Below are 20,728 nucleotides of genomic sequence, written 5' to 3' on the forward strand. Positions count from 1 at the left end.
GCTCACCTCCGGGTAACTGGCCTTCGGTAATAATGTCCGGGATAGAATGATGGTGATGCGCCAGGAACATATTTAAACGTCCTGTAAGGAGCGGTAGCTTGCCAGTAAGCAGCGCCGTAAGGTGTCTGCAGATACCACCATGAGGATGGACTTACAGGCACCTCACCAGTTGACACTGATACAGATCCTTCAGATGCGCTAGCAACCCTGCCGACAAGTCCGGATGGCTTCTGACCACCCACACCTGAATTCAGGGCTGCAATGTGCGCCACGAGCATATTCAGATACACCGCACGCACATTTACATCAGTAACAGGACTGCAATCAGTGTTATCAAGGTAGACCGTTGCCTCAACGAAATACGCATTCAGCAGCGTGTCACTTACCGTGTCAAACTCGGGGTAACGCTCACGGAATGCGTTAATGTCGAAAACAACGATCGCCATGATTACTTACCGTCCGATTTTTCGATGCCAGGCATCGGCTTGTCCTGAGGAAGCCCCTCAAGTCCAGATTTGACCTTGGCGTTCTCGGAAGCTTTTGCCTGTGCGCTGTTGGCTTTTGCCTGAGCAAAGACGAGCTCATTCACGACGTAAGGTTGCTCTTTATGAACTGAAAGCCACTTCTCGAACGCATCCTTGTCTACGCCATCGGTAAGACCATAACCGCCAATGACATTGGCAGAATTGGAGCCATTCAGCGTTACCGTGTAGCCATCTTGCTCAACAATCAGGCCATTGGGAAGTTTGCAACCTACTACGATAGTCTCTGCCATGAATTAAACCCCGATCATGCTGGCGATACCCAGCGGTTGACGAATGATTGCACCCCATGTGCCGCCTGATTTCTTCTGCTTCCAGCTGGATTCTTCAACCACAACTGCGTGCGCACGCATCTTCTCGGTGAAGGCCGCATAAGCGGTATCTTGCTCACCAAGACGATCTGCAATCAGCTGCACGAGTTCGCCCGCATCAGTTGAATATTCAACTGCAGTTTCAACACGCAGGTTAGGGAAGTTTTTCTTCAGCAGGTCAGACACGTTGACGTTGTACATGTTGGTCTTGGTCAGGTTCACTTCCGCAGAAGGAGACATGGCAAGAGTCATGGAGTCAGTACGCTCAATCAAACCTTTGGTTTGAGAAACCAACTGGCCGTACAGCTTGACGATATCGTCATACACCGCCTGGCCATCTTTGGTTGCCCAGGTTACAGCTCCGCCAGTGCCGGTAGCATTTGGCGTGATTGATGCCGTCAAAGAAGGGTCATTCAGCAGTCCATAGTTCATCAGGCCGTCGATACCGAAGAAGTAGGACTTGTTCTGGAACTTATTCAGCACCAGAGCAGATGCTACGTTAAGCTCTGCCGCGTAACCGATACGTGCCGCGCCGTACATATCCAGCTCACGTTCACCCCAGCGGGTATGGGTCTGGTAATGGTAAGACTGGCGAGGAACCCAGTTAACGTTCGCTGCAGTCATGCCGTTGTTGTTGAAGTCGCCATATGAGCTGGTCTCACCGGTGCTTTCAACGATTGGGAACTGCGCGGTCAGGGTAGTCCAGTCGCCTTTTTTCACTTCACCAATGATTTCAGCTGCTTTCATCGGTGTGACCAGAACACGAATCAACTCAGGATCAACGTAGTTGGTGAAGTACGCCGGGATACCTGCGTTATTCGCGGTAACCATGGTTGGTTGAGCATCCATAGCCAACTGGAAGTTTTCTGCGAAGTCAGGCTTCAGGTAGTCTTTCGCGCCCGGCAGAATGATGCCGTATTTGCCGCTAGCAGCGGAATAGTGTTTCTGAAATTCGTTCATTACTTGCTCCAGGTGCTGATTTTGACCAGTTCGCCCGCATCGCAAGCGCTACCAGCATAGAAAGGCGTTTCGACTGCGCCGGAAATGGTTGCCCCTGCCGCACCGGTTTTAATGGTGCCGTCAGCAAGCACAGCAAAGATTTTCTGTCCGCGAGTTGCTGCCGTGGCGGTGCGCGCCCAGAAGTCGCCCGCGGTCATCAGGGTTACTTCACGGCCTGGCTGAATGAGCATTGAAGCCTCACCAAGCCATACAGTGATTGATGCCTGACCATCGCGATGGACGAAGCCAGAAGGAGCGCCGGTACCGGTATTTGATGCAACACCATCGACAGCCCATGCAAAGCGACCAACAGTAAGACCGCTAGTGCCAGCTACCAATGCTGCTTCGCCAGCCAGGAAAGTGGCGTGAGGGTTGGTGCTAGCAAAGCCACCTTCAACACCCGGTGCTGGGTATTGGTTAATTACACTCTGAAAACCTGCCATGTTAGAAACCTCGTTTCAGTTTGCCAGCGGTCGGGAAAGCTTTCTCAAATTCACTGACGGTTGCGGAATCCTGCGCAATGACAGGGCGTTTATTGTTCTGCTGCTCGATAGCCATTTTGACCATCTTAGGGAAGGCCGAAGGATGAACGCCTTCGATATCCACCCCAGCCTGCTCAAGTGCAGTGCGGTAGACATCATCAGCGGAGTCCATTGCAACGACATCGCCAATCAGTGGGCGCACAGCCTGCTCAGCTTCACGCACTTTGCGGAAGTTCTCCGCCGCACGTTTGGTTGCGCTGTCCGCAGCTAAGCGAATAGCACTGTCCATTGCCGTTTTGGAGACTTTGTCGTCTTTTTTGTCGTCTTCATCGTCTTCGTCTTCGGCTGGCTTTTTCTTTTTGTCATCGCTGTCTTCATCATCTTCGTCGTCAGCGGTTTTCTTCTTCTCGTCGTCCTTGTCGTCATCCTCGTCTTCAGCCGGTTTCTTTTCTTTCTCGTCTTCTTTTTCGGCTTCATCCAGCGCCAGAAGCGCCTTCCGTACTTCAGCCTCCAAATCAGCATCAGCTGCCAGTAACGGCTTCAGCGTTGCGCGAATAATCGCGGCTTTACGTTTGCTCATGAGCATTAACTCCGGGGGTAATGAATCTGCGACCAATACGTCGCTTCCTGCGCGGCCTCTTTCAACCAGCGCTACGTGGTTCCCGATGATGTCCCGCATGATGCCGTCATAAGGCTCTCCATTCGGTGTAACTCCGGGGGTCATGTCAGCGACGTATTGGTACGACGAAGACAATTCTTCCTGCTCTTCCGTCTCAATACCGGCGATTGCGGAGTCATCCCAAACTGATAAACCGTTTGTCAGATACGTTCCGTCAAAGTCTGCATTTGAATGCGTTACACCAACGCGATATTCACGCGGAGGGTCGCCGGGGAAGTCAGGTGTATGGATTGATAAAAGGGGAATGTTGTTGAATGTTGCAGCGGCTTTCTTCAGTTCGTCAGGGTGTCGCCATAACTGGTAAATCTTATCTGGCTCTAGCCCGAGCTTTTCAGCATTTGGAATTTCTCTCCCGAAGTAGGGGCATACATTCGCTTTGCTGATATTGCTTAACTTAACCTGAAGCCTGCCGTTGCCATCAAACGAGCGCATCGAAGCGCGGTCAAATGCCAACCGTTCAGTTGTTTTCATTGTTTATTCCGTCTAGCTAAGACCGGGTATGACTGGTGACCAGGTGCAACGACAGTTGATTTCCTCGCCAGGCATAACCCATTTGCCGTCCAGATACATCCCCTTGCTTAGCTCAAACACCTTTCCATCAGCTTTAACGTGCGATGGTCGTGGTTCTTTCCCAGCATGTGAGTGCTTCCAGACGCCCTGAGTGATACCGAGTGATTGCTGCCTTGCTGCCTGCATTACTGAAGTTGCTTTGTTATTCTGATCGCGTGCGATTAATGCCGCACGCCTGCGCGTAATGCCATAGCGCTTCTGAAGTTCGCCAGTGAGGTAAGACAGGTCACGCCCCCTTGCAACCGAGCGCATTACCAGCCCCTCAACCTCAGTGAAATATTTCTCAGGAATTGAGCGTATCAGTCCAACGTTCTCTGCAATGGTCGCCTGCAGTGCGTTATTCATCGGCGCGGTCATCTTGAACTCAACCGTGAATCCTGCAGTTTCGAGCGCGTTATGCAGTGATACATCAGTATTCTTCATCGCATCACCGGCAAACCTTTCGGCCAGCTTCTGAGATACGTTGTCGAATGCCTTTGTCCATCGCTTAGCGAGCTTCTTCATGGCATCACGCATAAACACGGCAGGAGATGCGTCCATTGCCACCGCTGCACCGCTCGCTTTGTAGTTAGCAGTCAGCCAGTACACAACGGACTTCTGCATCTCTCTGATGTGGTTGTCTAGCTGTCTGCGATACCACGCCTCAACACCTGCATTAGGATTAATTGCTCTCAGCGTTTGCCGCGTCGATTTCTTCTTCCCGCTGGTCATCGTCTTCGTAGTCGTCTTCGATTTCGATGTCATCGCTTAGGTCCAGTGAGTGGTATGGGCTGTCAGGGTCATTTGCGATCTTCTGCCGAATCTCGTTACCCGTCAGCGCTCCAGTTGCTACGTTTACCGCGTCGGTATCAGCGTCAATTTTGCGAATTTCCGCTTTCTCTTTCTCGGTCATCTCGTAGAGAGGCTCAAACTCGAAGTAGATATCCGGGTCGATGTCGCCAAACTCAGATAACTGGATGATGTCCAGAACGCGCTTCAGGTTGTCTTTGAAGATGGATTGCTGCAGTGCGTGGATGTAGTCGTAGAAGACTCGAATCTCGCCATCAGATGAGGCATTAAGGCCTGCAGGTGAAATGCCTAGCAGCTTGACCAGAGGAATGCTGGAAACTGCCGCCATTTGCTCCTGAGCTTGCGCCTGTAGGGCGTCAAGACCACCAAGGGGGGCACTGATAAACTCAGCCTTTTCTTCCTGCGCTGGCGTGTTATCTACAGCAAAAGCACCGCGATTGTCCCGGCACTGATTGAGCATCTGAAGGCGATTGATAAGCGACTCTGCTCCGCCACCCTGCAACACTGTCGCCATGTTTGTTGAAAGTACAGGAATGGTGAACGAGTGAATCAGGTCGCTAACACTATCCCTCGTTCTCAGCCAGTTATTGACGTACGGCTCGGCAATCTGCGTCAGACTCAGTCCACGGAAGTTGTACGTTGCTTTAAGCAGGTCAGGCACCTCTCTCGATACAAAATCAAGCATGCGGCTGGCATTGACCGTCTTAGCCATCACAAACCATTCTGTCGGTTTGTAGAAGTCAGGACTCATCGGGTTATCTGTGTTATACACGCCCGGGTAAGTCCAGACTGGCTCAATAACGGTGAATCCCTTGAGGCTGCCTTTCTTAATCTTCTTGTCAGACAGGAACAGCTTTGACTGCAGCTCTACCGGGTCATTCCATGCAGACACGCCTTTAGCCGACTGCACATCGATATAAATCTGACCGCCGCCAAAGTAACCGTCGTGCTCTGCTGCCTCGCGGAACCGGTCCTTAACCTTGAACTTCTCCATTGCAGCGTAGAGTTGCTTAACGCGCTCAGCCTTATCGTCATCGCCTACAGTCTTGAGCTTGACCCACTTGCGGGTCATCTCTTCTGCGATGGTTCCGACCATCTTGCGATATTCAGGCTTTTGAGCGAGCGTAGCCAGGTATGGGTAGCCCGGGAAGCTGTCAGGATAGCCATAGGTGTATCCCATATAAGCTTCGTTTAGAGCGGCATATGGCGTTGAGTCCATCGCCAGAATGCCTTTCTCTATGCTCTCAGGGATAACGCCTTTCGGTGGCTTATACTGCTCAATCTCGCGAGGCGGTTTAGCCTGAATTTCTGCCACTGCCTCGGCGCGGATTTTCATCTCAGGCTTTTGTTCTTTCACCGGCTCAGGCGCGGCGACTTGTTTCTTTTTAAACGGCCACACTTAAATTCTCCTGAGTTGGCTCGGGTCGATAACCATTGGCTGGCGACCAGAAATAAGATTGTCGTCAATAGCGTCCATCCATGTATCGAGGATGTCGTCATTGTCGTGACTGTCGTCAGCAGAGAAAGCAGCGCATTCAGTCATTGCGGTGATAACCCATGAGGTAGTACCAGCCACCGTTCCGTCTTCGTAGTAAACGTGAGGCCTGATAGCTCCGTGCTCATCATGAGTGGCAGGAACATAAACCTTGCCAGTTTTAATCTGAGGAATGACGTTAAGGCAGCGAACCAGTTTGTTCTGGCCTGTACCGCGAGGTATCTCTTTTACCGGGATGCTATTTCGCTTCTTGAGGGTAGTTATCAGGCCTTGTCCAGCCTGCTTCTCTTCGATGGCCATATGACGCATGGGCATGATTCTTAGCGAGCCCTGCATGCGCCATTTCTCCCAGACCTCTTCCGCTTTCTTCAGGAGGTCTTCTGGGTCCCAGCGACCTCGTACCACATCGATGATGTAGAGATTTCCATCAACACCCATTCCAACAAGCGTGAATACCGTGTAGTCAAGCCAGTCCTCTACCTTGCCGCTGTTCGTATCAACGTACACGGCGCGATGAGTGAGCTTGGGAAGCGTGGTGTAGGTCTGGAACCAGTCGGTATCGATGATGCCGCCAGTAAGCGCCATAGGGTTCTGCTGGTACTGAGATAGGAACGTGTAACGGTCTTTCTCCCAGAGTTGCAGGAGGTCGTTCACGTCCTCCATCTGCGGCCAGTATGACCAGTAGCGCGTCCCGGACACTTCCACAGAGTCGGTGTCTTTCACCGTCTCCCAGCACAAAGAGCGCCATGGCTCTGCTAGAGACTGAATGTACTTCTCATCAATCAGTGCAGGTATAGCTACATGGTGGAATTTAACGCCCATCCCGCCAGATAACATGAAGCCTGTTGCGTCATCGGTGTGAAGGCGCTGCTGAATGCTCACAAACGGCGTTGGGTGCTCTTTTGACTTATCACCACGACGAGAGCGAATGGTGTTTACCAGAAGCGTGTTGGCGCTGTTCCTGCGAGACTCACTGAGCATGTCGACGGGCTTGTTGTAGTCATCCAACATGACCATGCCGGAGAACTCAGTACCGAAGTAACCACCACGACCACCGGTAATTTGCCCGTTGCTTGAACGGGAAACCGTCTGCCCGATTGAGCGCCCGCGATCGTCTTTTATCTCCCATTCTTCAGCCTGGTTGACACCGAACGAGCAAGGCCATAACTCCTGATACTCCTTGCTGGCGATAATGTCTCGTGTGCGGCGTGAGTTACGTTTAACCAGAGTGTCAGCAAACGATATATTCAGGTTACGAAAGCGCTTTAGTTTGCCTTCCTGCACCAGTGCGTTGACGTAGGCCGGGAAGTGAATGGAGAAGAACTCTGTTTTTGTCCCGCCAGGAGGAATGTTGATAATCAGGTTTCGCGGCTCTAATCGGCCGGCTATCAGGTCATCAATCTTTGACGCCATTAACCGGTGATGCCAGTTAACCAGAAGGCGATCACCCTGAATCAGTTCGAACCACAGGCGAGTGAAATTGAGAAACGATTTAGTGGACTTTGAACGAAGCACTACACGCTCAGGGAATGACAAATCATCCCATTCGATAATTTCGTTCATATCAGTCCAGGCCTTTTAGTTTCTCCTCCATTGCTGCCTGAGCTGCTGCGTAATCTGCTGCTGTATAATTGACGACTTCTACCGGGCCGCCATTGGCACCCTCGATAGCGTGGTTAATTTTGTCTCGCCAGTCTTTCTTCTGTCGGTTCTTAAGCCAGAAGATGGCTGCTGCAGTATCAGGAGGGTAATGCTTCTTGATTTGCGTTTTGACTATCTGGTTATCAATCACGCGGATATCTGTGTCCGGGGCTACATAACCCATTGCTCGCTGGAATAGGCTATCGACCACTTCAGCGTCAACTAGGTCCTTCCCCTTTTTTACGGACTCCAGAAACTCTGGATGCTCTTTCTTCCACGTATTGATAGTTGCTTCAGAGACCTCAAAGAAGTCTGCTAATTGAGCGTCGGTGTAGCCAAGCATGCACAGCTTGCGAGCCTGCTCGGCGTACGCCTTCTGGTACTTGGTTGGCCTGGCCATATTTATTTCTCGTTATTTGCTAATACGTATGCAGCCAGATAACCTTTGGCGTTTAGTTTCGTCATCTCGACCATGTCAAATGCTGCCATGCCGGTTGTTGGGCTTACTGCTACCCATCCTCCGTCCATAACGCTTAACACCCTTCCCTCTGACTTCATCTTTTCTGCGAATTGTGAGATTCGCTTTTCAATGTCGCTCATGTCATTTCTCTGTTTTGAACTTAAATCCCCAGCGAGCAATGAAGCCTGACAGAGATTTGAAGTGTTTCTCTTTAACGATGCGTGCATAGACAAATGCCTTAAGCACGGACAGTAATGGGCTTACCCACCACCGCTTTTGTGCGACCACCTTCATGGTGATCATCACATCAGTCCTGCAGTGCGAGCTTTAGCCAGCAGAGCATTGAAGTCTGCCACCATGCCAGAAACATCGGTTGCAGTTGAATCAGCTTGTGCAGCCATCTTCTTCACCCCGCCAATTGCTGAGGTTGTCGCTGCAGGGATGGTTACCGGGTCAGTTGGGGTGGAAACTTCGATTGGATAACCACCAGTTGAGATAGCGCGTTTAGTCATTTTGGAATTTCCTGCTGGATGTTTGGATATCTCACTGGGAATTATCGACACCAGTGATACTTCAAATCTACATAAAACTCTGTCAATGGCCCTTTACCGACACCATTTGCAGAATTTTATATATCCTCAATTCTTCTACCACTGCTTGAGAAGGCAGCTATGAACGCCACAGACATCCCGCAATGCTGTGACGCGGTATCATCTTTTTCGAATAACCTGCACGCTCTTGCAGAATGAGGGACTGCAGTCATGGCTAATGCAGGTAAACAGCGAAGATGTGGCGCTATGGTGGGTTACTTTTTGAGGAATGAAGCAATGAACTCTTTCTTGGGGTGTCGATAATTAATAATATCTTCAGGCATTTTCATGAATTTATTATCGGCATCCTTCACAGTGACGAAGCAACTATGAACCCCGCAAACATTGGTTTTTATTGTGTCGTCATACTCAAACAGGAGTTGAGCCACTTTCTCTTTCCACTCTTCTGGCATAGCCTCCATGAATACGCGAGGCATTACACAGAATGCAGAATGTGACAGGCCAAACCAAAGCCTCAGGTCTTTACGATATTCTTCATCCATCGTCTTTACCTTTTTGTTTCGCTAGATATGTGCGCTTTACTTCAGGCACTGGGTTTTAATGTATTCCTGGAGGCCAAGAATCATTTTGTTGCTGGTTTCGATTCGTTCTCTGAGACTCCAATAATCCCGTTGAGCGGAGTCAGTAAGTCTGGCGGAGTCTGCATCATCCATGCCGGAGGATCCGGTGGTGTTACCTTTGCAGGTTGCGTTGAGCTGCAACCGACGCTTGCCAGTAGCAACATCGCGCTCAAGCTGATTGATAGTTTCCTGAGCATCTGCGAGTTCCTGTGTGTATTTTGCATCGAGAGCAGATACATCGCGTTGGCGCGTCTGCATGTCGGTGATGGTTGCTTTTGCCAGAGCAGCTTCGTTAATCGCAGTGTCTCGTTGCTTCTTGTAGTCAATGGCGTTGTCACGGTAGTGATTAACAGCCCAGCCAAGCGAGACAATGATGCAGGCGATTACGGCAATAATGATTGCGGTTAGTCTGCTCATTTCTGACCCCAGGTACATACCTGATATTCAACGTCACGCCTGTTAACCAGTCCTTTCCACTTCTGTCCGCCTGCATATACCCAGCGCTTAAGCTCTGAGCAAGCTCCGGAATAGTCTTTAGCATTCAGCTTTTTCAGGAGAGTGGAATTGATTGTGGCAGTTGCGCCGACGTTGTAAGCGAAAGAGTAAATTGCTGCGCGTTGAGTTTCAGTGGTTGGCACTTTGATGTACGGGTCAACCTGTGAAGCTATACGCTGAAGGTCTTTTCTTGTTAGTGCGTCGCACTCTTTATCTGTGTATCGCTTATTTATGATGATGTCTGAACCGGTGTGACCGTCACAGACTGTCAGAACTCCGACAACATCGCGATATGCTTCATACTTTCGACCTTCGAGACCATCCTTACCGGAGAGCATTGTTGTCGCTATTGCGATAGCGCCGCCGCCCAACGTGGCAATAATGCTATTTCTGAGTGCCGGAGACATTGCCATTCAATCTGTCCTCGCGCTCTTTGCGCTTGTAGTACCAGTTGATGCCGAATGTGCCGACGGTACAGAGAATACCAATGATGATCGCCCAGTCGTTAAGGGATAGAACGCCACCCATCGTTGTCAGGCCTCCGAACCAATAACTGAGCCATTCTCTTATCTTGTCCATACGGTACATACTCTACCCCCGAGAAAATGGGGATTTGTTCAAAATTAGGAATCTAGGTAATTGTCTGCTGAACAAATCCGATCTATGGTCATGGCGTCTGATCAGACGATATGGGCCTCGGTCTTTGTTCGTGAGCGCATTCACGGGCAAGATGACAGGAGGCTGTTAGCGCAGTCTCTTGTCGCCCATTTTCACGAAGCCCGCCATTGAGCGGGTTTTCTTTTTTGGCAGCACTCTAGACCCGTAGCCACAGAGCGATACGGTGATATGTGTGAGGTCTGGTTGTTGGATATAGAGTGCTTTCAGAAAGGTCGTGCTTAAAACGCAAAAAGCCCCAGGTGAATAACCCGGGGCCGTTGAATGACTGCACTACTCCATCATTGGTTTCAGATTAAACAAATATCGCCACTTTGTAAAGTGTGATTTTCTAGATTAATCCTATTTCGTAGAAAATAATTACTATCGAGTGACTTTGCTCAACATCTGATTTGCGTATTCCTCCTGCTTAATGCACTCACCAACCAGGCTTTCGAAGAAGTCCTTGTATGACCTGCGCCATGTGGTTTCCGGCACATCAACCACAGTAGCGCAGATGTACTGACGAACACTATCAGGCAACAAACGAGCATAACCACGCCCATTGCAGCGTCTGCACGTTTTATATGCAGGAACGCCGCCCTGTAGAATAGTTTTCTCTTTGTCTACCACAACGCCTTTACCGTTGCACTGACAAGCATTGGTCAGGACTCCCTTCCCTTTACACTTATGGCAGAGCACCTTCACTGTTTCCTTGCGCTCAGTTAGGTACGGCTGCCCGATGCTTTTCATCGTCATGACTTCAGCGTCGACAAACTTCTTACCACCACAGCAATCACAGGTTCGCGTACTGGCAGCACTGCGGGAATAATCAGCGAATGCGAATGTTGCGAGCACTTGCATCACCTTTGGCTTAATATCATTTTCGAGCTTACGTAAGGCGGCAACCTTATCGCAATGCTCTAGTGCATATTGGGTCAGCAGTTCAATAGCTTTCTCACGGTCATTGCTGCTGATTTCCATCTTCCCTAAAAACGCGCTGTAACCCAACGAGGCGCGACTTTGTGTCATGCCCATGGCAGCCATCACGTCGGTACCTGTTAACGTCTCTGAGGAGGTTGCACGCGGCGTATCGTTTATCTGCGTAGACTTCGCGAAGTGAAACTTGACTGCATTTTCCAGGTTCATGCCATTGCTCCTTCCTGATACCGTTCAAACCAGAACACAACCGGCTTATTGACGACTTCAACCAGACCAAATCTCTCTGCTGTTCTGAAATTGACGGAAGTCCTAAGGCCTCTTTCTGCCTGAAGTTGAATCTGATTTCTGAATTCTTCAATATCGAAAACTGACTTGAATAGATTGCATGGGGCGCAGGCGGGGTTCATGTTTTCTAGCGTGTCATGCTGAGGCCTGTAAGATTCTCCTGTCTGCTTCAATTTCCATTTACCTTGACTTCTTGCTTCCTCGTCAATTTCAAGCTTTCTATGAATTGCTTCAACGTGATCGGCATGCCAACCTTTTTCAGGAAGCTCGCATCCGCAGTAGGCACACCGACCACCGAACTTCATGCGCAGTTCTGCACGCTGTTTTTTATTCAGCTTCATGCAGCCTCCGGGTCATGATCTGGCTTATTCGTTCCGAGCCTGTTACGCACTTCCCGTAGCTGCTCGCGCACATAATCAAGACTGCGCTCAAGCTCATGTTCTTTGCCAATCAGCACCTGCTCATTATGCATATCTCGCTGACGCTGCCATTTGACTTGCTGGATGTTAGTTACGCTGCACATGTTTTACCTCGTCCGCCCTGATGAACCATGAGAACGCCGTTAACGATGGCGTGGAATTGAGCTTTGGTGTCTCGTGAATATCTGAGGATAGTGTTGCGACTGCAGGCTAATTGCCTGGCTGCTTCTGACTGATTCCCACGCACTTCTACGAGAATGTCAGGTATGGTTTTGATAGAAGGTGTCATTGAAGTAACCCCAATCTAGACATAAGAAATACGCAAACGATGAAACCCACCGCCAGCGATATACATTCTCCAGTGCTCATGCTGCCTCCCGGATAAGTTCGTAATCATTCAGGTAAAGACCACCAAAGCTGTATAGAACGCCTTCTCTTACGTTTTCTAGCGTGCAGAAAGGGAAATGGCTCAGGTAGAACTCGGCGGCTCTGTCAGCCTGATTTAGAAGCTCCGAGTAATGATTAACTCGCATGACGAAAAGCACATCTTGAAAGATTGCTGCCGTTTCGCATGGGTAGTGGATTTTCTTGACGTATTCTCTGGTCATGCTGCCTCCGATAGCTCTGTAATCTTGATTTCAACCTGACCGCCCTTCACTTTTGCTGCACGAATCACGCGTATATCATCAAACTGCTCGTCGTCCTCTGCGAATGAGGCGTGGACAAGTGAGTCGAGGAGACATTTCAAAATGTTGTCGATATCTCTGCGCCGGGAATCTGGCACTGCGGCGATGATTTTGATGCGGAGTCGTGATTTGGTAAGGATGTCTAGGTTGAGGCTTTTGATAATCTGGATAACTTCTTTGCGGTACTGCTGGCCTTTCTTGCTGATGTAATACCTGCTTCCTTGCCGTCGCCAGTATGTGTTCACGCTGGGAGGCCATGGAAGAATGAAATTATATTCATTCATGTCTTAATCTTCCCTTCCTTGCGCAGAATGTCCTGAGTGCGCATTACACCTTCCAGGTGGTAAATCTTTGCAAATTCGTGGTCGATGTTATGCGTTCTGCGGTCTATTTCGTCGTGGCAACTACTGCACGCCCATGCTGCGAGAAGGTCATCAGGCTTCATGCCTATACCGCATAATCCCGCCATTCGGTAATGAGCCAAAACGGTAGTCTCAGGGTTGTGATTACAGACACCGTAGATACGCACCTGGCATTCCCTGCCCCGCGCTTCTTTTCGTAGATTAGCCATCTTCCTCCTCCGTCATAAATCCGTTAGGGTCGCGATACGCTATTGCCATCGCCGCACATTCCTCACAAACGTGAGTCTCATCGTCGGATAGCTCCTTCGTGCAGCCTGCGCACAACGTTCGACGTATGCTCTGCTGCTCATAGGATTGGGCTTCGTGGGGGCTAAGCATTGGCCTGCTCCTGTTTCATCAGGAAAGCAATCATTGCTGCTCTCAATGGATTTCTATGCTCATATCCTGATGTCACCGTTTCGTCTGTACCAAAGGCACCTATAGGTGCATCGTGTTCGAATGATGCCTCCCATGCACTACCGTAGCTGTTCAGAGAGATTTCGTTATCAACGATAATCGGCCATGCGTCTGCCGGGTTGTTGCAGTAATCGGGCAGCTTGACGGTATTTTTACCTTGCACCCCGTGATTAAAAAACCATGATGGGCTTTCATCGGTTGGTTCAAGTAACCAGTCGCCATTGATAGCAATTTCTGCAACGCGCTTGTTAATTTCAAAATCTGATAACTGTGAATAGTCCATATCAATGCACCCTGTCTGATGTTGTTTGTTGTGGATCAACTACCTGAATAACCATATCCATGTCGTCAAACTGACAGATGTAACAGTCAGCGCAATTGGCCTCCATTTGGCCTTCTGCGTAACCGCGTACCCAGTTCATAATCATTCCTACAGAGTCAACTCCGTCACCTTCCATATCTTCGAGAAGGTCAGCGAGTCGGTCTGCGTAGTCATCGTCTAAGTTACTCATCTTTTTGCTCTCCGAAGCTTCTTTTCAGGTCTGCGGTGATTTGGGCATTTGTACCCAGCTAAATTGTCACCTGTTAATTCGCGCACGGTCGCAAATTTCACCGTTGCTGAAAGAGCAGCACTCCCAAGAATTACAGCTCCAAGTACAAGCTTTCTGTCCTGCATGCCCATAGTTAACTCCACATTCTGGATTGATACTGACTCCTACCCTTTGGCTCGCTGGCGTACTCTGGAAGCAAGGCTCCGAATATCCACAGGCGTGGGTCAGCGCTAAGATGCTTGGTTGTTTGTACGTTTCGGGAGTGGTAGAGAGTGATTAGTTGGTTGGCTTCGTCGGTGGTCATTGGAGGGTGGTAGAAATACGTCCGCTTCAATCGTACCTCCTGTCCGTAAATCTGACTCCCTGACCTGTTGCCCAAGCCATCGTGTACTCTATGAGGCTCGCCATACGCCCTACGCTCATCTCTGCGCTGCTCTCGCGGATATTGACATACTCACCCTCTAGCCCGGGAACGACTTCAGCCTCCTGCTTTGTAGCGACTGCATGACCGCTAATCAGCAATACCTTCCACTGCTCAGGCTTAAGCTTCTTTCCGCACCATGTGACCTGACGAGCGATATCACCCAAAAGCGCGTGAAATTTCGCGTTCTGGTCAATGTTGCGCTTGTAGTCAGAGATTCGAATGGTGATGGGTCGGTCGTTGTCGAGAGGTGATGCGAGGATGGCGTTTATTGCTGACTGCTGTTGCTGCTTACTTCGAAGGAAGATTGTTTGCTTCATCTCCTGCTCTCCTTAGGTTTTCAGGGATTGGAGGGCAGTGCATGTACTCCCACCATTCAGAGCCGTCATACTCTCCTCTGATAGAGAATGTTCCATCCTCGTACCAAATATTTCCGAATAGCTCTTGTCCGCCGTAACCGTCGTCATATTTGAAATCGAGTTTCTGGAGGAATAGGTTATAAAACAACTCTGAATAACCCTCATGAAGAAGCAACTCCTTTTGGCAATCGTCATCCCAAAAGTTATATCCATACTTAACGATGGCGCATTTTATTCTTGGCATATCGGGTTTTGTCACATGCTCTATAAACTCTTCTCTGGCGTTTCTCATACTCACTCATTCACTTTGATTCCAGCTGCGCGGATGGCGCTTTCTACGCTATCTGCATCCATTGTGTAATGCGGCATGTAGTGCTCGTACGGGCTTGATTCTGTCTTTGGCGGTAGCTTTATCTCGATAGCTTCTCGACTGGCTTTCCATGCTTGCCAATACATCTCAATCATATTGGCGTGGCCCGAATTACTGGCCTTTATGCCATGATAATTCTCAAGCCACGATTCGAAAGCCTTTCTTGATTCTTCCATATTCCTCTCCATCACCAAATAGTTTTGCTGGTTTTAAGTAAGCGCCAGACAGCTTTCCCGCGTGGGAATATCTTGTCGATATTCTTCTGCATGTTCTCTGCCATAACCTTGCGGTAGTCATTTCGATAGGGCTTGTTGCGGATAACCTTCGCCATCTTGTAGTGACGCCTGAATCGCTCTTTCGTCCATTCGTCGTAAAGAACGCCAATCGTTGTCATCATTCCTCTCCATCAGCGTGCTGGGGTGTTATTCTTTCAAATCGTCTGGAAGCTCGACTTCTTGACCAAGCTTCGCAAACACAATAGCCTTGCATATAGCTATTCTTGGATTTTTAGCGATTAGACCTCGGCGTCTACCTGGGGAAACAAGCTCGTTTACTCCAACCCAGTGATAAATCCTCCCTGTTGCTGGGTCAGCAGATTGATAGCAGCTTATCGACATGCTCTCCATCAATTCACCGCACTGCCCCCAATCTGTAGATGGTGAAAACACATATCTGCTATAGCGCTTATTTTCTTCCCCACACAGTTGGTGCATGTCATTTAGATATATTTGTGCATCTTGAGGTCGCGTTATCTTTCCGCCAATAGCAATGGCCACTGCAACGTCTAACCTCACTCCTTCTAATTCGTCGACATTTAATTTCACGACCTCACCTCTCTCAATCTCTGGTTGAAGTGGTCAACAAAAACTGGCCACCGCGTTAGAGTTTTTCCAGTATCGGTTTTCTGATTCGTTTGGCGGTAACCCACCATTATATTCGTGCGGTCTTAGTGCGCTGTAATATCCAACGATATAGTCCGTTATTGCGTGAGCTGCATCGCTGAAGCTTACATAGCCCGTCGCCGGCACCCATTCGTTCTTCAGACTCCTGAAGAAGCGCTCCATTGGGCTGTTATCCCAGCAGTTTCCACGCCGACTCATACTCTGCCTGATCCGGTATCGCCACAGTAACTGCCGGAACTGCCTGCTCGTATAATGGCTGCCTTGATCGCTGTGGAACATCACCCCGACGGGCTTACCACGGGTTTCCCATGCCATTTCCAGTGCTTTCATGGTGAGCCTGCTGTCCGGCGAGAACGACATGGCCCAGCCCACTGGTTTTCTTGCGAACAGGTCGAGAACAACGGCGAGGTACGCCCAGCGCTTACCCGTCCAGATATAGGTCACATCACCGCACCACACCTGATTTGGTTCCGTTACGGCGAACTGTCGCTCAAGATGATTCGGGATAGCAACGTGCTCATGACCGCCACGCTTATACCGGTGAGTCGGCTGCTGGCAACTGACCAGCCCCAGCTCTTTCATGAGTCTGCCAGCAAGCCAGCGCCCCATCTGGTAACCTCTCTGGGTTGCCATTGTGGCGATGCTTCTTGCTCCGGCAGAGCCGTGGCTGATGCCATGCAGTTCAAGTACCTGACTGCGTAATACAGCCCGTCTGCCGTCTGGCTTTTCAGGACGGTTTTTCCAGTATTTGTAGCTGCTGCGATGAACCCCGAACACATGGCAGAGAGTGGCCACAGGATAACGCGCCCTGAGTTTCCCGATTATCGAGAACTGTTCAGGGAGTCTGACATCAAGAGCGCGGTAGCCTTTTTTAATATTTCATTTTCCATTTCAATACGTTGTAGCTTTTTCCTGAGCTCACGGATTTCAATTTGTTCCGGGGTAATGGGGGAGGCTTTTGGTGTTTTGCCCTGCCGTTCATCACGTAATTGTTTCACCCATCGCGTCATTGTGGAAAGGCCGACATCCATAGCGCTGGCTGCATCTGCCACGGTGTAGTTCTGGTCAACGACCAGTTGAGCGGATTCGCGTTTAAACTCTGCGCTGAAATTTCTTTTTTTCATTATGACACCTGTGTTGTTCTGAGGTGAGCATATCACCTCTGTTCAGGTGGCCAAATTCAGTAAACCACTTCAAGTTGATAAATGCAGTCATCTGATTGGCGCAGCCGAAGGTAAGCGGTGCATTCTTGCGGTACAGCCAGACCTTACCTTTGTCTAACCACTCACGATAAACCTCACCCTGCTTGCTCAGCGATGCCAGAATCTGCGCGGTCATTTGCAAGTCAACTCCGGTATCTGCTGAGATAACCGATGATGTGCCCTCACTGCCACTATCCAGCCATTCCAGAATCGCCTGGCGACGGTTAGCATGAAGCTCAGTCAGACGATAACGCTTGATGCCGTTATGGACGCTGTGGATTTCAAGCTGTCCTGATTCTGTGAGTTCACGGAGTAACTGGGTGATGCGGGATTTTGGTGCGCCGGTAAGCTGGTGAAACTCTCTTGCAGATGTTGGTTTGTTGTTTTCGAGATGGTTGAGTATTTTTTCTCGTGTGTTCATGAATTATCTCCAGTCGTTTGATTTCGACTCCGTCTGGTTGGCTGAAAACTGTTTGGCGGCTTCCTGCTGATCGATATTCACGAAATGGCCGTTCTTCCATCCCATGTAGAACGTTTGCGGCTGACCAGATCGATATTTGCCGATGATGATTTCCGCGATTCCCTTCATGTTGCTGTTCTCGTCGTAAACTTCATCGCGATACGGGAAGATGATTACGTCTGCATCCTGCTCGATAGCGCCGGAGTCCTTCAGGTCGGAAAGGTTTGGTCGCTTATCATGCCGCCCTTCTACGCCGCGGTTAAGCTGCGAAAGGAGGATTACAGGCACTTTATTGCGAAGGGTAAACTGCTTCAGCTTGCGGGTGATTTCAGCGATAGCTAGGTCATTTCTGTCTGCTTTCGGCTTTTCAATGAGCCCAAGGTAATCGATGGCCAGGAAGCTTAACCCGCCGTCCATGTTAAGTCGCTCAGCATGGGCAATGCATTCGTCCACAGTAAACGCTCCGTCGATTACGTAGTTGTCCTCTTCGAGCAGTGTTCCTGTTGCCGCGGTTAGTCGCGTGTAGTGCTCCTGAATCATCCCAAGGGGATTGCGAAGAGTGCCTACAGACAATCCAGCGCGGTCGGCGACATGGCGCTCTACCACCTGCATATCGGACATTTCCATCGAGATAAACAACCCCTTCCCTTTCTGCCGCCCAATGGAGTTAGCGATGTTGATGGCTAGTTCCGTTTTACCCATTCCCGGGCGTCCAGCGATGATAATCAGGTCTGTTCGGTCAAACCCTCCGTATGCATCGTCCATCGGCTGAATACCGGTACGCAGGTACATTCCTGATTCTTCACCGAGCATCCTGTTTTCCAGAACCACCATGTAGTCGTCCAGCAAGTCGCCTATGCGGCGCGGTAGCTTGTCGTTGGTTTCGAACTGAAGCTTTGACAGAATCCCGCTTACTTCTGCGATCCGGTCATTCAGGTCATGTGTTCCAGCTCCTGCCAGAAGCTCTGCCGCTCGCTTAAGCTCAGCCTCGCCACGACGTAACATCCAGCACTGCCTGACACGCTTAGCCCAGCCACGGATATTTGCCGCCGATGAGCATTTGCATGCCACCTCAACAACAAAGTCCTTTGTCGCTGATGGCACTGCGTCCTTCACAGTGAACATATCTACCGGCTCAGCCTTGTTCAGCAATGTCACAATCGCCTGGTACATGCTTTTCAGGTGGAAGTTCTCGAATGCCTCAGCAGGTAGCTTCCCGGCTATTTCGCGGCAGTCGATGTGATCTCCCTTTACCATCATCGAACCAACCAGTTGGTGCTCAAAGTCGTAACTTTCCATCAGCTTCCCGCTCCTAAAATCTCGTCAATCTTCTTCTGCGTCAGAGCAGTATCAATCCCGTAAACCTTTCCTTCAGGGTTGCCACCTAGCGCCCACTGAGTCGGCTGATAACCGTGTTCGATGTATCCGTTCAGGATGCTGTCGATATCACGCGGCTCTTTGCCAAGCTCTTTGCACTGCTTCAGGTATGATGACCAGAGGCGCTTAATTCCATTCTCTGTCGATGTGGTGATGCTTCTGATGGTTGGCATACCAAGACGTTTTGCTTTGCAGTTCCAAGTCTCCTTGAAGCGTTCGCGATCGAATGCTGGGACAGTAGAGCGAGGATTGGTTTGCCTAGCTCGGGGGTTGGTGCCTTTCTGACGGGGTGTTAATTTCTCATCACCAGACAAGCCCACTTCGTGGGTTTGGGTATCTTTTAAATTGTCTTTGGTAAGACTGTTTAGGGTGTCGGGTGATCTCGCCCAACTTGAAACCTTTTTTCGCCCAACATTTTGGGTGGTTTCGCCCAACTTTTTGGGTGGTGTTTTTGGGGTCTTTTTGAGAACCCATTTATCAATGCTGACGTTCACACTGACCAGCTTAAATCCAGCCACTTTTCTGAGGTTTATAATCTTGCGCTCTGCCAGAACATTCAGGGCTGCGGCTACATCTGAATCATCCAGATCTGTCACTTCAGCCAGGTATGTATTCGTTACCTTGTCCTCCGACTTATTCCAGCCAAAGGTGCAGTAGATAACGGCGTCCAGAACCTGATGTTCACGACCTGCAAGTTTCAGTTTTGGCTTAAGCTTCCCGATGCTGGTAGCTACACGCATGTAACCATCATCAAGACTCGCCACTTTGCGCTCCACTACCTCGCGTTGAGGTTGGTAGTCTGAAAACTTAACGACGCCCATTCTTCACTCCTGCTTTGGCTAGTCTGTAAACGCCAATAAAACGCTCTGCGAACGCCCGGTTATTGGCAGCTGTATTCACTAATCCTTCAGGTGAATCAGGATGTCGAATCTCTTCTTTTTCCTGGTACTTTTTACGCTTTCGCATTAAAATATCTCCTGTAGTTAGTGTTGTTGACGTAACACAGTGACTCAAAAATCCAATGTGATTTGCTCTAAACGCTCAGTTACCGCTGGGCGTTTTTTGCTTTCTGGCATCACAGCTGCAATAGCCTGTCTTGCCACTTCACGAATCAGGCTTGTCTCCCAGACTTTCTCCAGAAGAACGAACGTCACCGCCATATCGTGGATGTTTAATCGACTCACCTTTGAATCAGCCCATCCCGCCATCTTTGCGAAATTTGTCTGACCCATTGATACGAGTCTGGCACGAAGCTCTGTTTCCACTTCGCGTACCTTTTTGCTGTGATTTGCTAGTTCCATTTGTAATACTTCCTTTAGTTAATAAGTGTTTACGCATCGGTTGATGCGATTTGAAGTTTGAGGTTCGCTTTTCAGCGACGTAGGACGAATGTCCGTTGTGGGAGTGGTGCTTATGCGGCTTTCTTATTGCTTGGGAATGGCTTCACTTCTTCCGCATCAATGCTGCCGTCAGGTTTAACTGTTAAAAAAATCTTTCTGCCAGAGCGAATAGCCTTGTTAATTGCACTTTGGTAAACGCCAAGATCTTGTGCGGTCTTGGTTTGACCAAAACGCAGGGCATAATCTTTCAGGGTTATGCGCTGTTCCATACAACCTCCTTAGTACATGGATTCATTATCACCGCTAGA

At 49.6% G+C, this 20,728-nt stretch carries 38 protein-coding genes; all 38 read right to left on the bottom strand.

The genetic code is table 11. The features are described from left to right. Positions 1-2: 2 nt before the first annotated feature. The gene (locus ECL_RS17615; RefSeq protein WP_044157982.1) at positions 3-446 is read right to left on the bottom strand and encodes a DUF4054 domain-containing protein; all 444 of its coding nucleotides are present in this window, start codon (positions 444-446) and stop codon (positions 3-5) included. Between the two features lie 2 nt (positions 447-448). Next, positions 449-775, bottom strand: coding sequence for a hypothetical protein (locus ECL_RS17620; RefSeq protein WP_013098045.1), 327 nt, complete (start codon positions 773-775; stop codon positions 449-451). Positions 776-778: 3 nt separating this feature from the next. Next, on the bottom strand, positions 779-1,813 hold the full coding sequence (locus tag ECL_RS17625) for a DUF2184 domain-containing protein (protein ID WP_013098046.1): 1,035 nt from the start codon (positions 1,811-1,813) through the stop codon (positions 779-781). Then, on the bottom strand, positions 1,813-2,295 hold the full coding sequence (locus tag ECL_RS17630; protein ID WP_044157985.1) for a structural cement protein Gp24: 483 nt from the start codon (positions 2,293-2,295) through the stop codon (positions 1,813-1,815). The genes ECL_RS17625 and ECL_RS17630 overlap by 1 nt, the downstream gene beginning before the upstream one ends. A 1-nt stretch (position 2,296) precedes the next feature. Continuing rightward, positions 2,297-3,484, bottom strand: coding sequence for a DUF2213 domain-containing protein (locus ECL_RS17635; protein ID WP_044157986.1), 1,188 nt, complete (start codon positions 3,482-3,484; stop codon positions 2,297-2,299). Between the two features lie 12 nt (positions 3,485-3,496). After that, positions 3,497-4,186, bottom strand: coding sequence for a phage head morphogenesis protein (locus tag ECL_RS17640; RefSeq protein ID WP_044159293.1), 690 nt, complete (start codon positions 4,184-4,186; stop codon positions 3,497-3,499). A 58-nt stretch (positions 4,187-4,244) separates the two neighbouring features. Continuing rightward, on the bottom strand, positions 4,245-5,771 hold the full coding sequence (locus ECL_RS17645; protein ID WP_013098050.1) for a DUF1073 domain-containing protein: 1,527 nt from the start codon (positions 5,769-5,771) through the stop codon (positions 4,245-4,247). Next, positions 5,772-7,430 (bottom strand): phage terminase large subunit, encoded by a 1,659-nt coding sequence (gene terL / locus ECL_RS17650; protein ID WP_013098051.1) that lies wholly within the window; start codon positions 7,428-7,430, stop codon positions 5,772-5,774. A gap of 1 nt (position 7,431) precedes the next feature. Next, complete coding sequence (locus tag ECL_RS17655; protein ID WP_013098052.1) at positions 7,432-7,908, bottom strand: phage terminase small subunit; 477 nt, start codon at positions 7,906-7,908, stop codon at positions 7,432-7,434. A 2-nt stretch (positions 7,909-7,910) separates the two neighbouring features. Then, on the bottom strand, positions 7,911-8,108 hold the full coding sequence (locus ECL_RS17660; RefSeq protein ID WP_044157989.1) for a hypothetical protein: 198 nt from the start codon (positions 8,106-8,108) through the stop codon (positions 7,911-7,913). Position 8,109: 1 nt separating this feature from the next. Further along, positions 8,110-8,271, bottom strand: coding sequence for a hypothetical protein (locus ECL_RS27495; RefSeq protein ID WP_007851400.1), 162 nt, complete (start codon positions 8,269-8,271; stop codon positions 8,110-8,112). Then, on the bottom strand, positions 8,271-8,480 hold the full coding sequence (locus ECL_RS17665) for a head fiber protein (RefSeq protein ID WP_013098054.1): 210 nt from the start codon (positions 8,478-8,480) through the stop codon (positions 8,271-8,273). Before ECL_RS17665 ends, ECL_RS27495 begins: the two co-directional genes overlap by 1 nt. Before the next feature lie 293 nt (positions 8,481-8,773). Beyond that, positions 8,774-9,061 carry a hypothetical protein gene (locus tag ECL_RS17670; RefSeq protein ID WP_013098055.1) on the bottom strand — a complete coding sequence of 96 codons (288 nt, stop codon included), beginning with the start codon at positions 9,059-9,061 and terminating at the stop codon, positions 8,774-8,776. Positions 9,062-9,097: 36 nt separating this feature from the next. Next, positions 9,098-9,556 carry a lysis protein gene (locus tag ECL_RS28035; RefSeq protein ID WP_013098056.1) on the bottom strand — a complete coding sequence of 153 codons (459 nt, stop codon included), beginning with the start codon at positions 9,554-9,556 and terminating at the stop codon, positions 9,098-9,100. Next, entirely contained in the window at positions 9,553-10,047 is a 495-nt protein-coding gene (locus ECL_RS17680) for a lysozyme (protein WP_013098057.1), read from the bottom strand. The genes ECL_RS28035 and ECL_RS17680 overlap by 4 nt, the downstream gene beginning before the upstream one ends. Then, complete coding sequence (locus ECL_RS17685) at positions 10,019-10,213, bottom strand: phage holin family protein (protein WP_457921473.1); 195 nt, start codon at positions 10,211-10,213, stop codon at positions 10,019-10,021. Before ECL_RS17685 ends, ECL_RS17680 begins: the two co-directional genes overlap by 29 nt. Before the next feature lie 459 nt (positions 10,214-10,672). After that, on the bottom strand, positions 10,673-11,437 hold the full coding sequence (locus tag ECL_RS17690; RefSeq protein ID WP_013098059.1) for an antitermination protein: 765 nt from the start codon (positions 11,435-11,437) through the stop codon (positions 10,673-10,675). Further along, the gene (locus ECL_RS17695; RefSeq protein ID WP_044157995.1) at positions 11,434-11,856 is read right to left on the bottom strand and encodes an HNH endonuclease; all 423 of its coding nucleotides are present in this window, start codon (positions 11,854-11,856) and stop codon (positions 11,434-11,436) included. The genes ECL_RS17690 and ECL_RS17695 overlap by 4 nt, the downstream gene beginning before the upstream one ends. Beyond that, positions 11,853-12,038 carry a hypothetical protein gene (locus ECL_RS17700; protein WP_013098060.1) on the bottom strand — a complete coding sequence of 62 codons (186 nt, stop codon included), beginning with the start codon at positions 12,036-12,038 and terminating at the stop codon, positions 11,853-11,855. Before ECL_RS17700 ends, ECL_RS17695 begins: the two co-directional genes overlap by 4 nt. Continuing rightward, the gene (locus ECL_RS17705) at positions 12,026-12,223 is read right to left on the bottom strand and encodes a protein ninH (RefSeq protein WP_060568999.1); all 198 of its coding nucleotides are present in this window, start codon (positions 12,221-12,223) and stop codon (positions 12,026-12,028) included. Before ECL_RS17705 ends, ECL_RS17700 begins: the two co-directional genes overlap by 13 nt. Positions 12,224-12,299: 76 nt before the next feature. Further along, a complete protein-coding gene (locus ECL_RS17710) occupies positions 12,300-12,542 on the bottom strand; it encodes a hypothetical protein (protein ID WP_044158000.1) in 243 nt (80 codons plus the stop codon). Next, the gene (locus ECL_RS17715) at positions 12,539-12,904 is read right to left on the bottom strand and encodes a RusA family crossover junction endodeoxyribonuclease (RefSeq protein WP_044158002.1); all 366 of its coding nucleotides are present in this window, start codon (positions 12,902-12,904) and stop codon (positions 12,539-12,541) included. Before ECL_RS17715 ends, ECL_RS17710 begins: the two co-directional genes overlap by 4 nt. Next, positions 12,901-13,191 (bottom strand): DUF1364 domain-containing protein, encoded by a 291-nt coding sequence (locus ECL_RS17720; RefSeq protein ID WP_044158004.1) that lies wholly within the window; start codon positions 13,189-13,191, stop codon positions 12,901-12,903. Before ECL_RS17720 ends, ECL_RS17715 begins: the two co-directional genes overlap by 4 nt. After that, on the bottom strand, positions 13,184-13,360 hold the full coding sequence (locus ECL_RS17725) for a protein NinF (protein ID WP_044158005.1): 177 nt from the start codon (positions 13,358-13,360) through the stop codon (positions 13,184-13,186). The genes ECL_RS17720 and ECL_RS17725 overlap by 8 nt, the downstream gene beginning before the upstream one ends. Then, positions 13,353-13,721, bottom strand: a complete 369-nt coding sequence (locus tag ECL_RS17730) for a phage protein NinX family protein (protein ID WP_013098061.1) — start codon at positions 13,719-13,721, stop codon at positions 13,353-13,355. Before ECL_RS17730 ends, ECL_RS17725 begins: the two co-directional genes overlap by 8 nt. A gap of 1 nt (position 13,722) precedes the next feature. Further along, the gene (locus tag ECL_RS17735; protein WP_044158007.1) at positions 13,723-13,950 is read right to left on the bottom strand and encodes a hypothetical protein; all 228 of its coding nucleotides are present in this window, start codon (positions 13,948-13,950) and stop codon (positions 13,723-13,725) included. 369 nt (positions 13,951-14,319) lie between these two features. Then, the gene (locus ECL_RS17740) at positions 14,320-14,730 is read right to left on the bottom strand and encodes a recombination protein NinB (protein ID WP_013098063.1); all 411 of its coding nucleotides are present in this window, start codon (positions 14,728-14,730) and stop codon (positions 14,320-14,322) included. Next, positions 14,702-15,061, bottom strand: a complete 360-nt coding sequence (locus ECL_RS17745; protein ID WP_044158012.1) for a hypothetical protein — start codon at positions 15,059-15,061, stop codon at positions 14,702-14,704. Before ECL_RS17745 ends, ECL_RS17740 begins: the two co-directional genes overlap by 29 nt. A gap of 2 nt (positions 15,062-15,063) precedes the next feature. Continuing rightward, a complete protein-coding gene (locus tag ECL_RS17750) occupies positions 15,064-15,315 on the bottom strand; it encodes a phiTE_015 family protein (RefSeq protein ID WP_044158013.1) in 252 nt (83 codons plus the stop codon). Between the two features lie 11 nt (positions 15,316-15,326). Then, positions 15,327-15,536 (bottom strand): hypothetical protein, encoded by a 210-nt coding sequence (locus tag ECL_RS17755; RefSeq protein WP_013098064.1) that lies wholly within the window; start codon positions 15,534-15,536, stop codon positions 15,327-15,329. Between the two features lie 25 nt (positions 15,537-15,561). Then, complete coding sequence (locus tag ECL_RS17760; protein ID WP_044158017.1) at positions 15,562-15,963, bottom strand: phage protein NinX family protein; 402 nt, start codon at positions 15,961-15,963, stop codon at positions 15,562-15,564. 33 nt (positions 15,964-15,996) lie between these two features. Next, positions 15,997-17,165, bottom strand: a protein-coding gene (locus ECL_RS17765; RefSeq protein ID WP_085929673.1) for an IS3-like element ISEc52 family transposase whose coding sequence is annotated in 2 segments (ribosomal slippage) — positions 15,997-16,916 and positions 16,916-17,165 — 1,170 coding nt in all. Because the reading frame shifts where the segments join, the coding sequence is not laid out codon by codon here. After that, positions 17,134-17,664 (bottom strand): transcriptional regulator, encoded by a 531-nt coding sequence (locus tag ECL_RS17770; RefSeq protein WP_013098065.1) that lies wholly within the window; start codon positions 17,662-17,664, stop codon positions 17,134-17,136. The genes ECL_RS17765 and ECL_RS17770 overlap by 32 nt, the downstream gene beginning before the upstream one ends. A 3-nt stretch (positions 17,665-17,667) precedes the next feature. Then, positions 17,668-19,002, bottom strand: coding sequence for a replicative DNA helicase (locus ECL_RS17775; protein ID WP_013098066.1), 1,335 nt, complete (start codon positions 19,000-19,002; stop codon positions 17,668-17,670). Further along, positions 19,002-19,901 (bottom strand): replication protein, encoded by a 900-nt coding sequence (locus ECL_RS17780; RefSeq protein ID WP_013098067.1) that lies wholly within the window; start codon positions 19,899-19,901, stop codon positions 19,002-19,004. The genes ECL_RS17775 and ECL_RS17780 overlap by 1 nt, the downstream gene beginning before the upstream one ends. Further along, the gene (locus ECL_RS27500; protein ID WP_013098068.1) at positions 19,888-20,046 is read right to left on the bottom strand and encodes a hypothetical protein; all 159 of its coding nucleotides are present in this window, start codon (positions 20,044-20,046) and stop codon (positions 19,888-19,890) included. Before ECL_RS27500 ends, ECL_RS17780 begins: the two co-directional genes overlap by 14 nt. A gap of 44 nt (positions 20,047-20,090) precedes the next feature. Further along, a complete protein-coding gene (locus ECL_RS17785) occupies positions 20,091-20,381 on the bottom strand; it encodes a CII family transcriptional regulator (protein WP_023972039.1) in 291 nt (96 codons plus the stop codon). A gap of 110 nt (positions 20,382-20,491) precedes the next feature. Further along, complete coding sequence (locus ECL_RS17790; RefSeq protein ID WP_013098070.1) at positions 20,492-20,689, bottom strand: Cro/CI family transcriptional regulator; 198 nt, start codon at positions 20,687-20,689, stop codon at positions 20,492-20,494. Positions 20,690-20,728: the final 39 nt, after the last annotated feature.

The organism is Enterobacter cloacae subsp. cloacae ATCC 13047 (assembly GCF_000025565.1).
Taxonomy (GTDB): domain Bacteria; phylum Pseudomonadota; class Gammaproteobacteria; order Enterobacterales; family Enterobacteriaceae; genus Enterobacter; species Enterobacter cloacae.

What these genes read in the sequence shown, in the direction of transcription:
- ECL_RS17725 (WP_044158005.1), bottom strand. Translation starts at nt 13,360, where the DNA reads ATGCTTAGCCCCCACGAAGCCCAATCCTATGAGCAGCAGAGCATACGT.
- ECL_RS17720 (WP_044158004.1), bottom strand. Translation starts at nt 13,191, where the DNA reads ATGGCTAATCTACGAAAAGAAGCGCGGGGCAGGGAATGCCAGGTGCGT.
- ECL_RS17715 (WP_044158002.1), bottom strand. Translation starts at nt 12,904, where the DNA reads ATGAATGAATATAATTTCATTCTTCCATGGCCTCCCAGCGTGAACACA.
- ECL_RS17775 (WP_013098066.1), bottom strand. Translation starts at nt 19,002, where the DNA reads ATGGAAAGTTACGACTTTGAGCACCAACTGGTTGGTTCGATGATGGTA.
- ECL_RS17745 (WP_044158012.1), bottom strand. Translation starts at nt 15,061, where the DNA reads ATGAGAAACGCCAGAGAAGAGTTTATAGAGCATGTGACAAAACCCGAT.
- ECL_RS27495 (WP_007851400.1), bottom strand. Translation starts at nt 8,271, where the DNA reads ATGATCACCATGAAGGTGGTCGCACAAAAGCGGTGGTGGGTAAGCCCA.
- ECL_RS17695 (WP_044157995.1), bottom strand. Translation starts at nt 11,856, where the DNA reads ATGAAGCTGAATAAAAAACAGCGTGCAGAACTGCGCATGAAGTTCGGT.
- ECL_RS28035 (WP_013098056.1), bottom strand. Translation starts at nt 9,556, where the DNA reads ATGAGCAGACTAACCGCAATCATTATTGCCGTAATCGCCTGCATCATT.
- ECL_RS27500 (WP_013098068.1), bottom strand. Translation starts at nt 20,046, where the DNA reads ATGCGAAAGCGTAAAAAGTACCAGGAAAAAGAAGAGATTCGACATCCT.
- ECL_RS17785 (WP_023972039.1), bottom strand. Translation starts at nt 20,381, where the DNA reads ATGGAACTAGCAAATCACAGCAAAAAGGTACGCGAAGTGGAAACAGAG.
- ECL_RS17740 (WP_013098063.1), bottom strand. Translation starts at nt 14,730, where the DNA reads ATGAAGCAAACAATCTTCCTTCGAAGTAAGCAGCAACAGCAGTCAGCA.
- ECL_RS17700 (WP_013098060.1), bottom strand. Translation starts at nt 12,038, where the DNA reads ATGTGCAGCGTAACTAACATCCAGCAAGTCAAATGGCAGCGTCAGCGA.
- ECL_RS17680 (WP_013098057.1), bottom strand. Translation starts at nt 10,047, where the DNA reads ATGGCAATGTCTCCGGCACTCAGAAATAGCATTATTGCCACGTTGGGC.
- ECL_RS17750 (WP_044158013.1), bottom strand. Translation starts at nt 15,315, where the DNA reads ATGGAAGAATCAAGAAAGGCTTTCGAATCGTGGCTTGAGAATTATCAT.
- ECL_RS17685 (WP_457921473.1), bottom strand. Translation starts at nt 10,213, where the DNA reads ATGGACAAGATAAGAGAATGGCTCAGTTATTGGTTCGGAGGCCTGACA.
- ECL_RS17625 (WP_013098046.1), bottom strand. Translation starts at nt 1,813, where the DNA reads ATGAACGAATTTCAGAAACACTATTCCGCTGCTAGCGGCAAATACGGC.
- ECL_RS17710 (WP_044158000.1), bottom strand. Translation starts at nt 12,542, where the DNA reads ATGACCAGAGAATACGTCAAGAAAATCCACTACCCATGCGAAACGGCA.
- ECL_RS17660 (WP_044157989.1), bottom strand. Translation starts at nt 8,108, where the DNA reads ATGAGCGACATTGAAAAGCGAATCTCACAATTCGCAGAAAAGATGAAG.
- ECL_RS17780 (WP_013098067.1), bottom strand. Translation starts at nt 19,901, where the DNA reads ATGGGCGTCGTTAAGTTTTCAGACTACCAACCTCAACGCGAGGTAGTG.
- ECL_RS17665 (WP_013098054.1), bottom strand. Translation starts at nt 8,480, where the DNA reads ATGACTAAACGCGCTATCTCAACTGGTGGTTATCCAATCGAAGTTTCC.
- ECL_RS17730 (WP_013098061.1), bottom strand. Translation starts at nt 13,721, where the DNA reads ATGGACTATTCACAGTTATCAGATTTTGAAATTAACAAGCGCGTTGCA.
- ECL_RS17735 (WP_044158007.1), bottom strand. Translation starts at nt 13,950, where the DNA reads ATGAGTAACTTAGACGATGACTACGCAGACCGACTCGCTGACCTTCTC.
- ECL_RS17620 (WP_013098045.1), bottom strand. Translation starts at nt 775, where the DNA reads ATGGCAGAGACTATCGTAGTAGGTTGCAAACTTCCCAATGGCCTGATT.
- terL (WP_013098051.1), bottom strand. Translation starts at nt 7,430, where the DNA reads ATGAACGAAATTATCGAATGGGATGATTTGTCATTCCCTGAGCGTGTA.
- ECL_RS17615 (WP_044157982.1), bottom strand. Translation starts at nt 446, where the DNA reads ATGGCGATCGTTGTTTTCGACATTAACGCATTCCGTGAGCGTTACCCC.
- ECL_RS17630 (WP_044157985.1), bottom strand. Translation starts at nt 2,295, where the DNA reads ATGGCAGGTTTTCAGAGTGTAATTAACCAATACCCAGCACCGGGTGTT.
- ECL_RS17755 (WP_013098064.1), bottom strand. Translation starts at nt 15,536, where the DNA reads ATGATGACAACGATTGGCGTTCTTTACGACGAATGGACGAAAGAGCGA.
- ECL_RS17690 (WP_013098059.1), bottom strand. Translation starts at nt 11,437, where the DNA reads ATGAACCTGGAAAATGCAGTCAAGTTTCACTTCGCGAAGTCTACGCAG.
- ECL_RS17670 (WP_013098055.1), bottom strand. Translation starts at nt 9,061, where the DNA reads ATGGATGAAGAATATCGTAAAGACCTGAGGCTTTGGTTTGGCCTGTCA.
- ECL_RS17655 (WP_013098052.1), bottom strand. Translation starts at nt 7,908, where the DNA reads ATGGCCAGGCCAACCAAGTACCAGAAGGCGTACGCCGAGCAGGCTCGC.
- ECL_RS17790 (WP_013098070.1), bottom strand. Translation starts at nt 20,689, where the DNA reads ATGGAACAGCGCATAACCCTGAAAGATTATGCCCTGCGTTTTGGTCAA.
- ECL_RS17705 (WP_060568999.1), bottom strand. Translation starts at nt 12,223, where the DNA reads ATGACACCTTCTATCAAAACCATACCTGACATTCTCGTAGAAGTGCGT.
- ECL_RS17635 (WP_044157986.1), bottom strand. Translation starts at nt 3,484, where the DNA reads ATGAAAACAACTGAACGGTTGGCATTTGACCGCGCTTCGATGCGCTCG.
- ECL_RS17770 (WP_013098065.1), bottom strand. Translation starts at nt 17,664, where the DNA reads ATGAACACACGAGAAAAAATACTCAACCATCTCGAAAACAACAAACCA.
- ECL_RS17640 (WP_044159293.1), bottom strand. Translation starts at nt 4,186, where the DNA reads ATGCAGAAGTCCGTTGTGTACTGGCTGACTGCTAACTACAAAGCGAGC.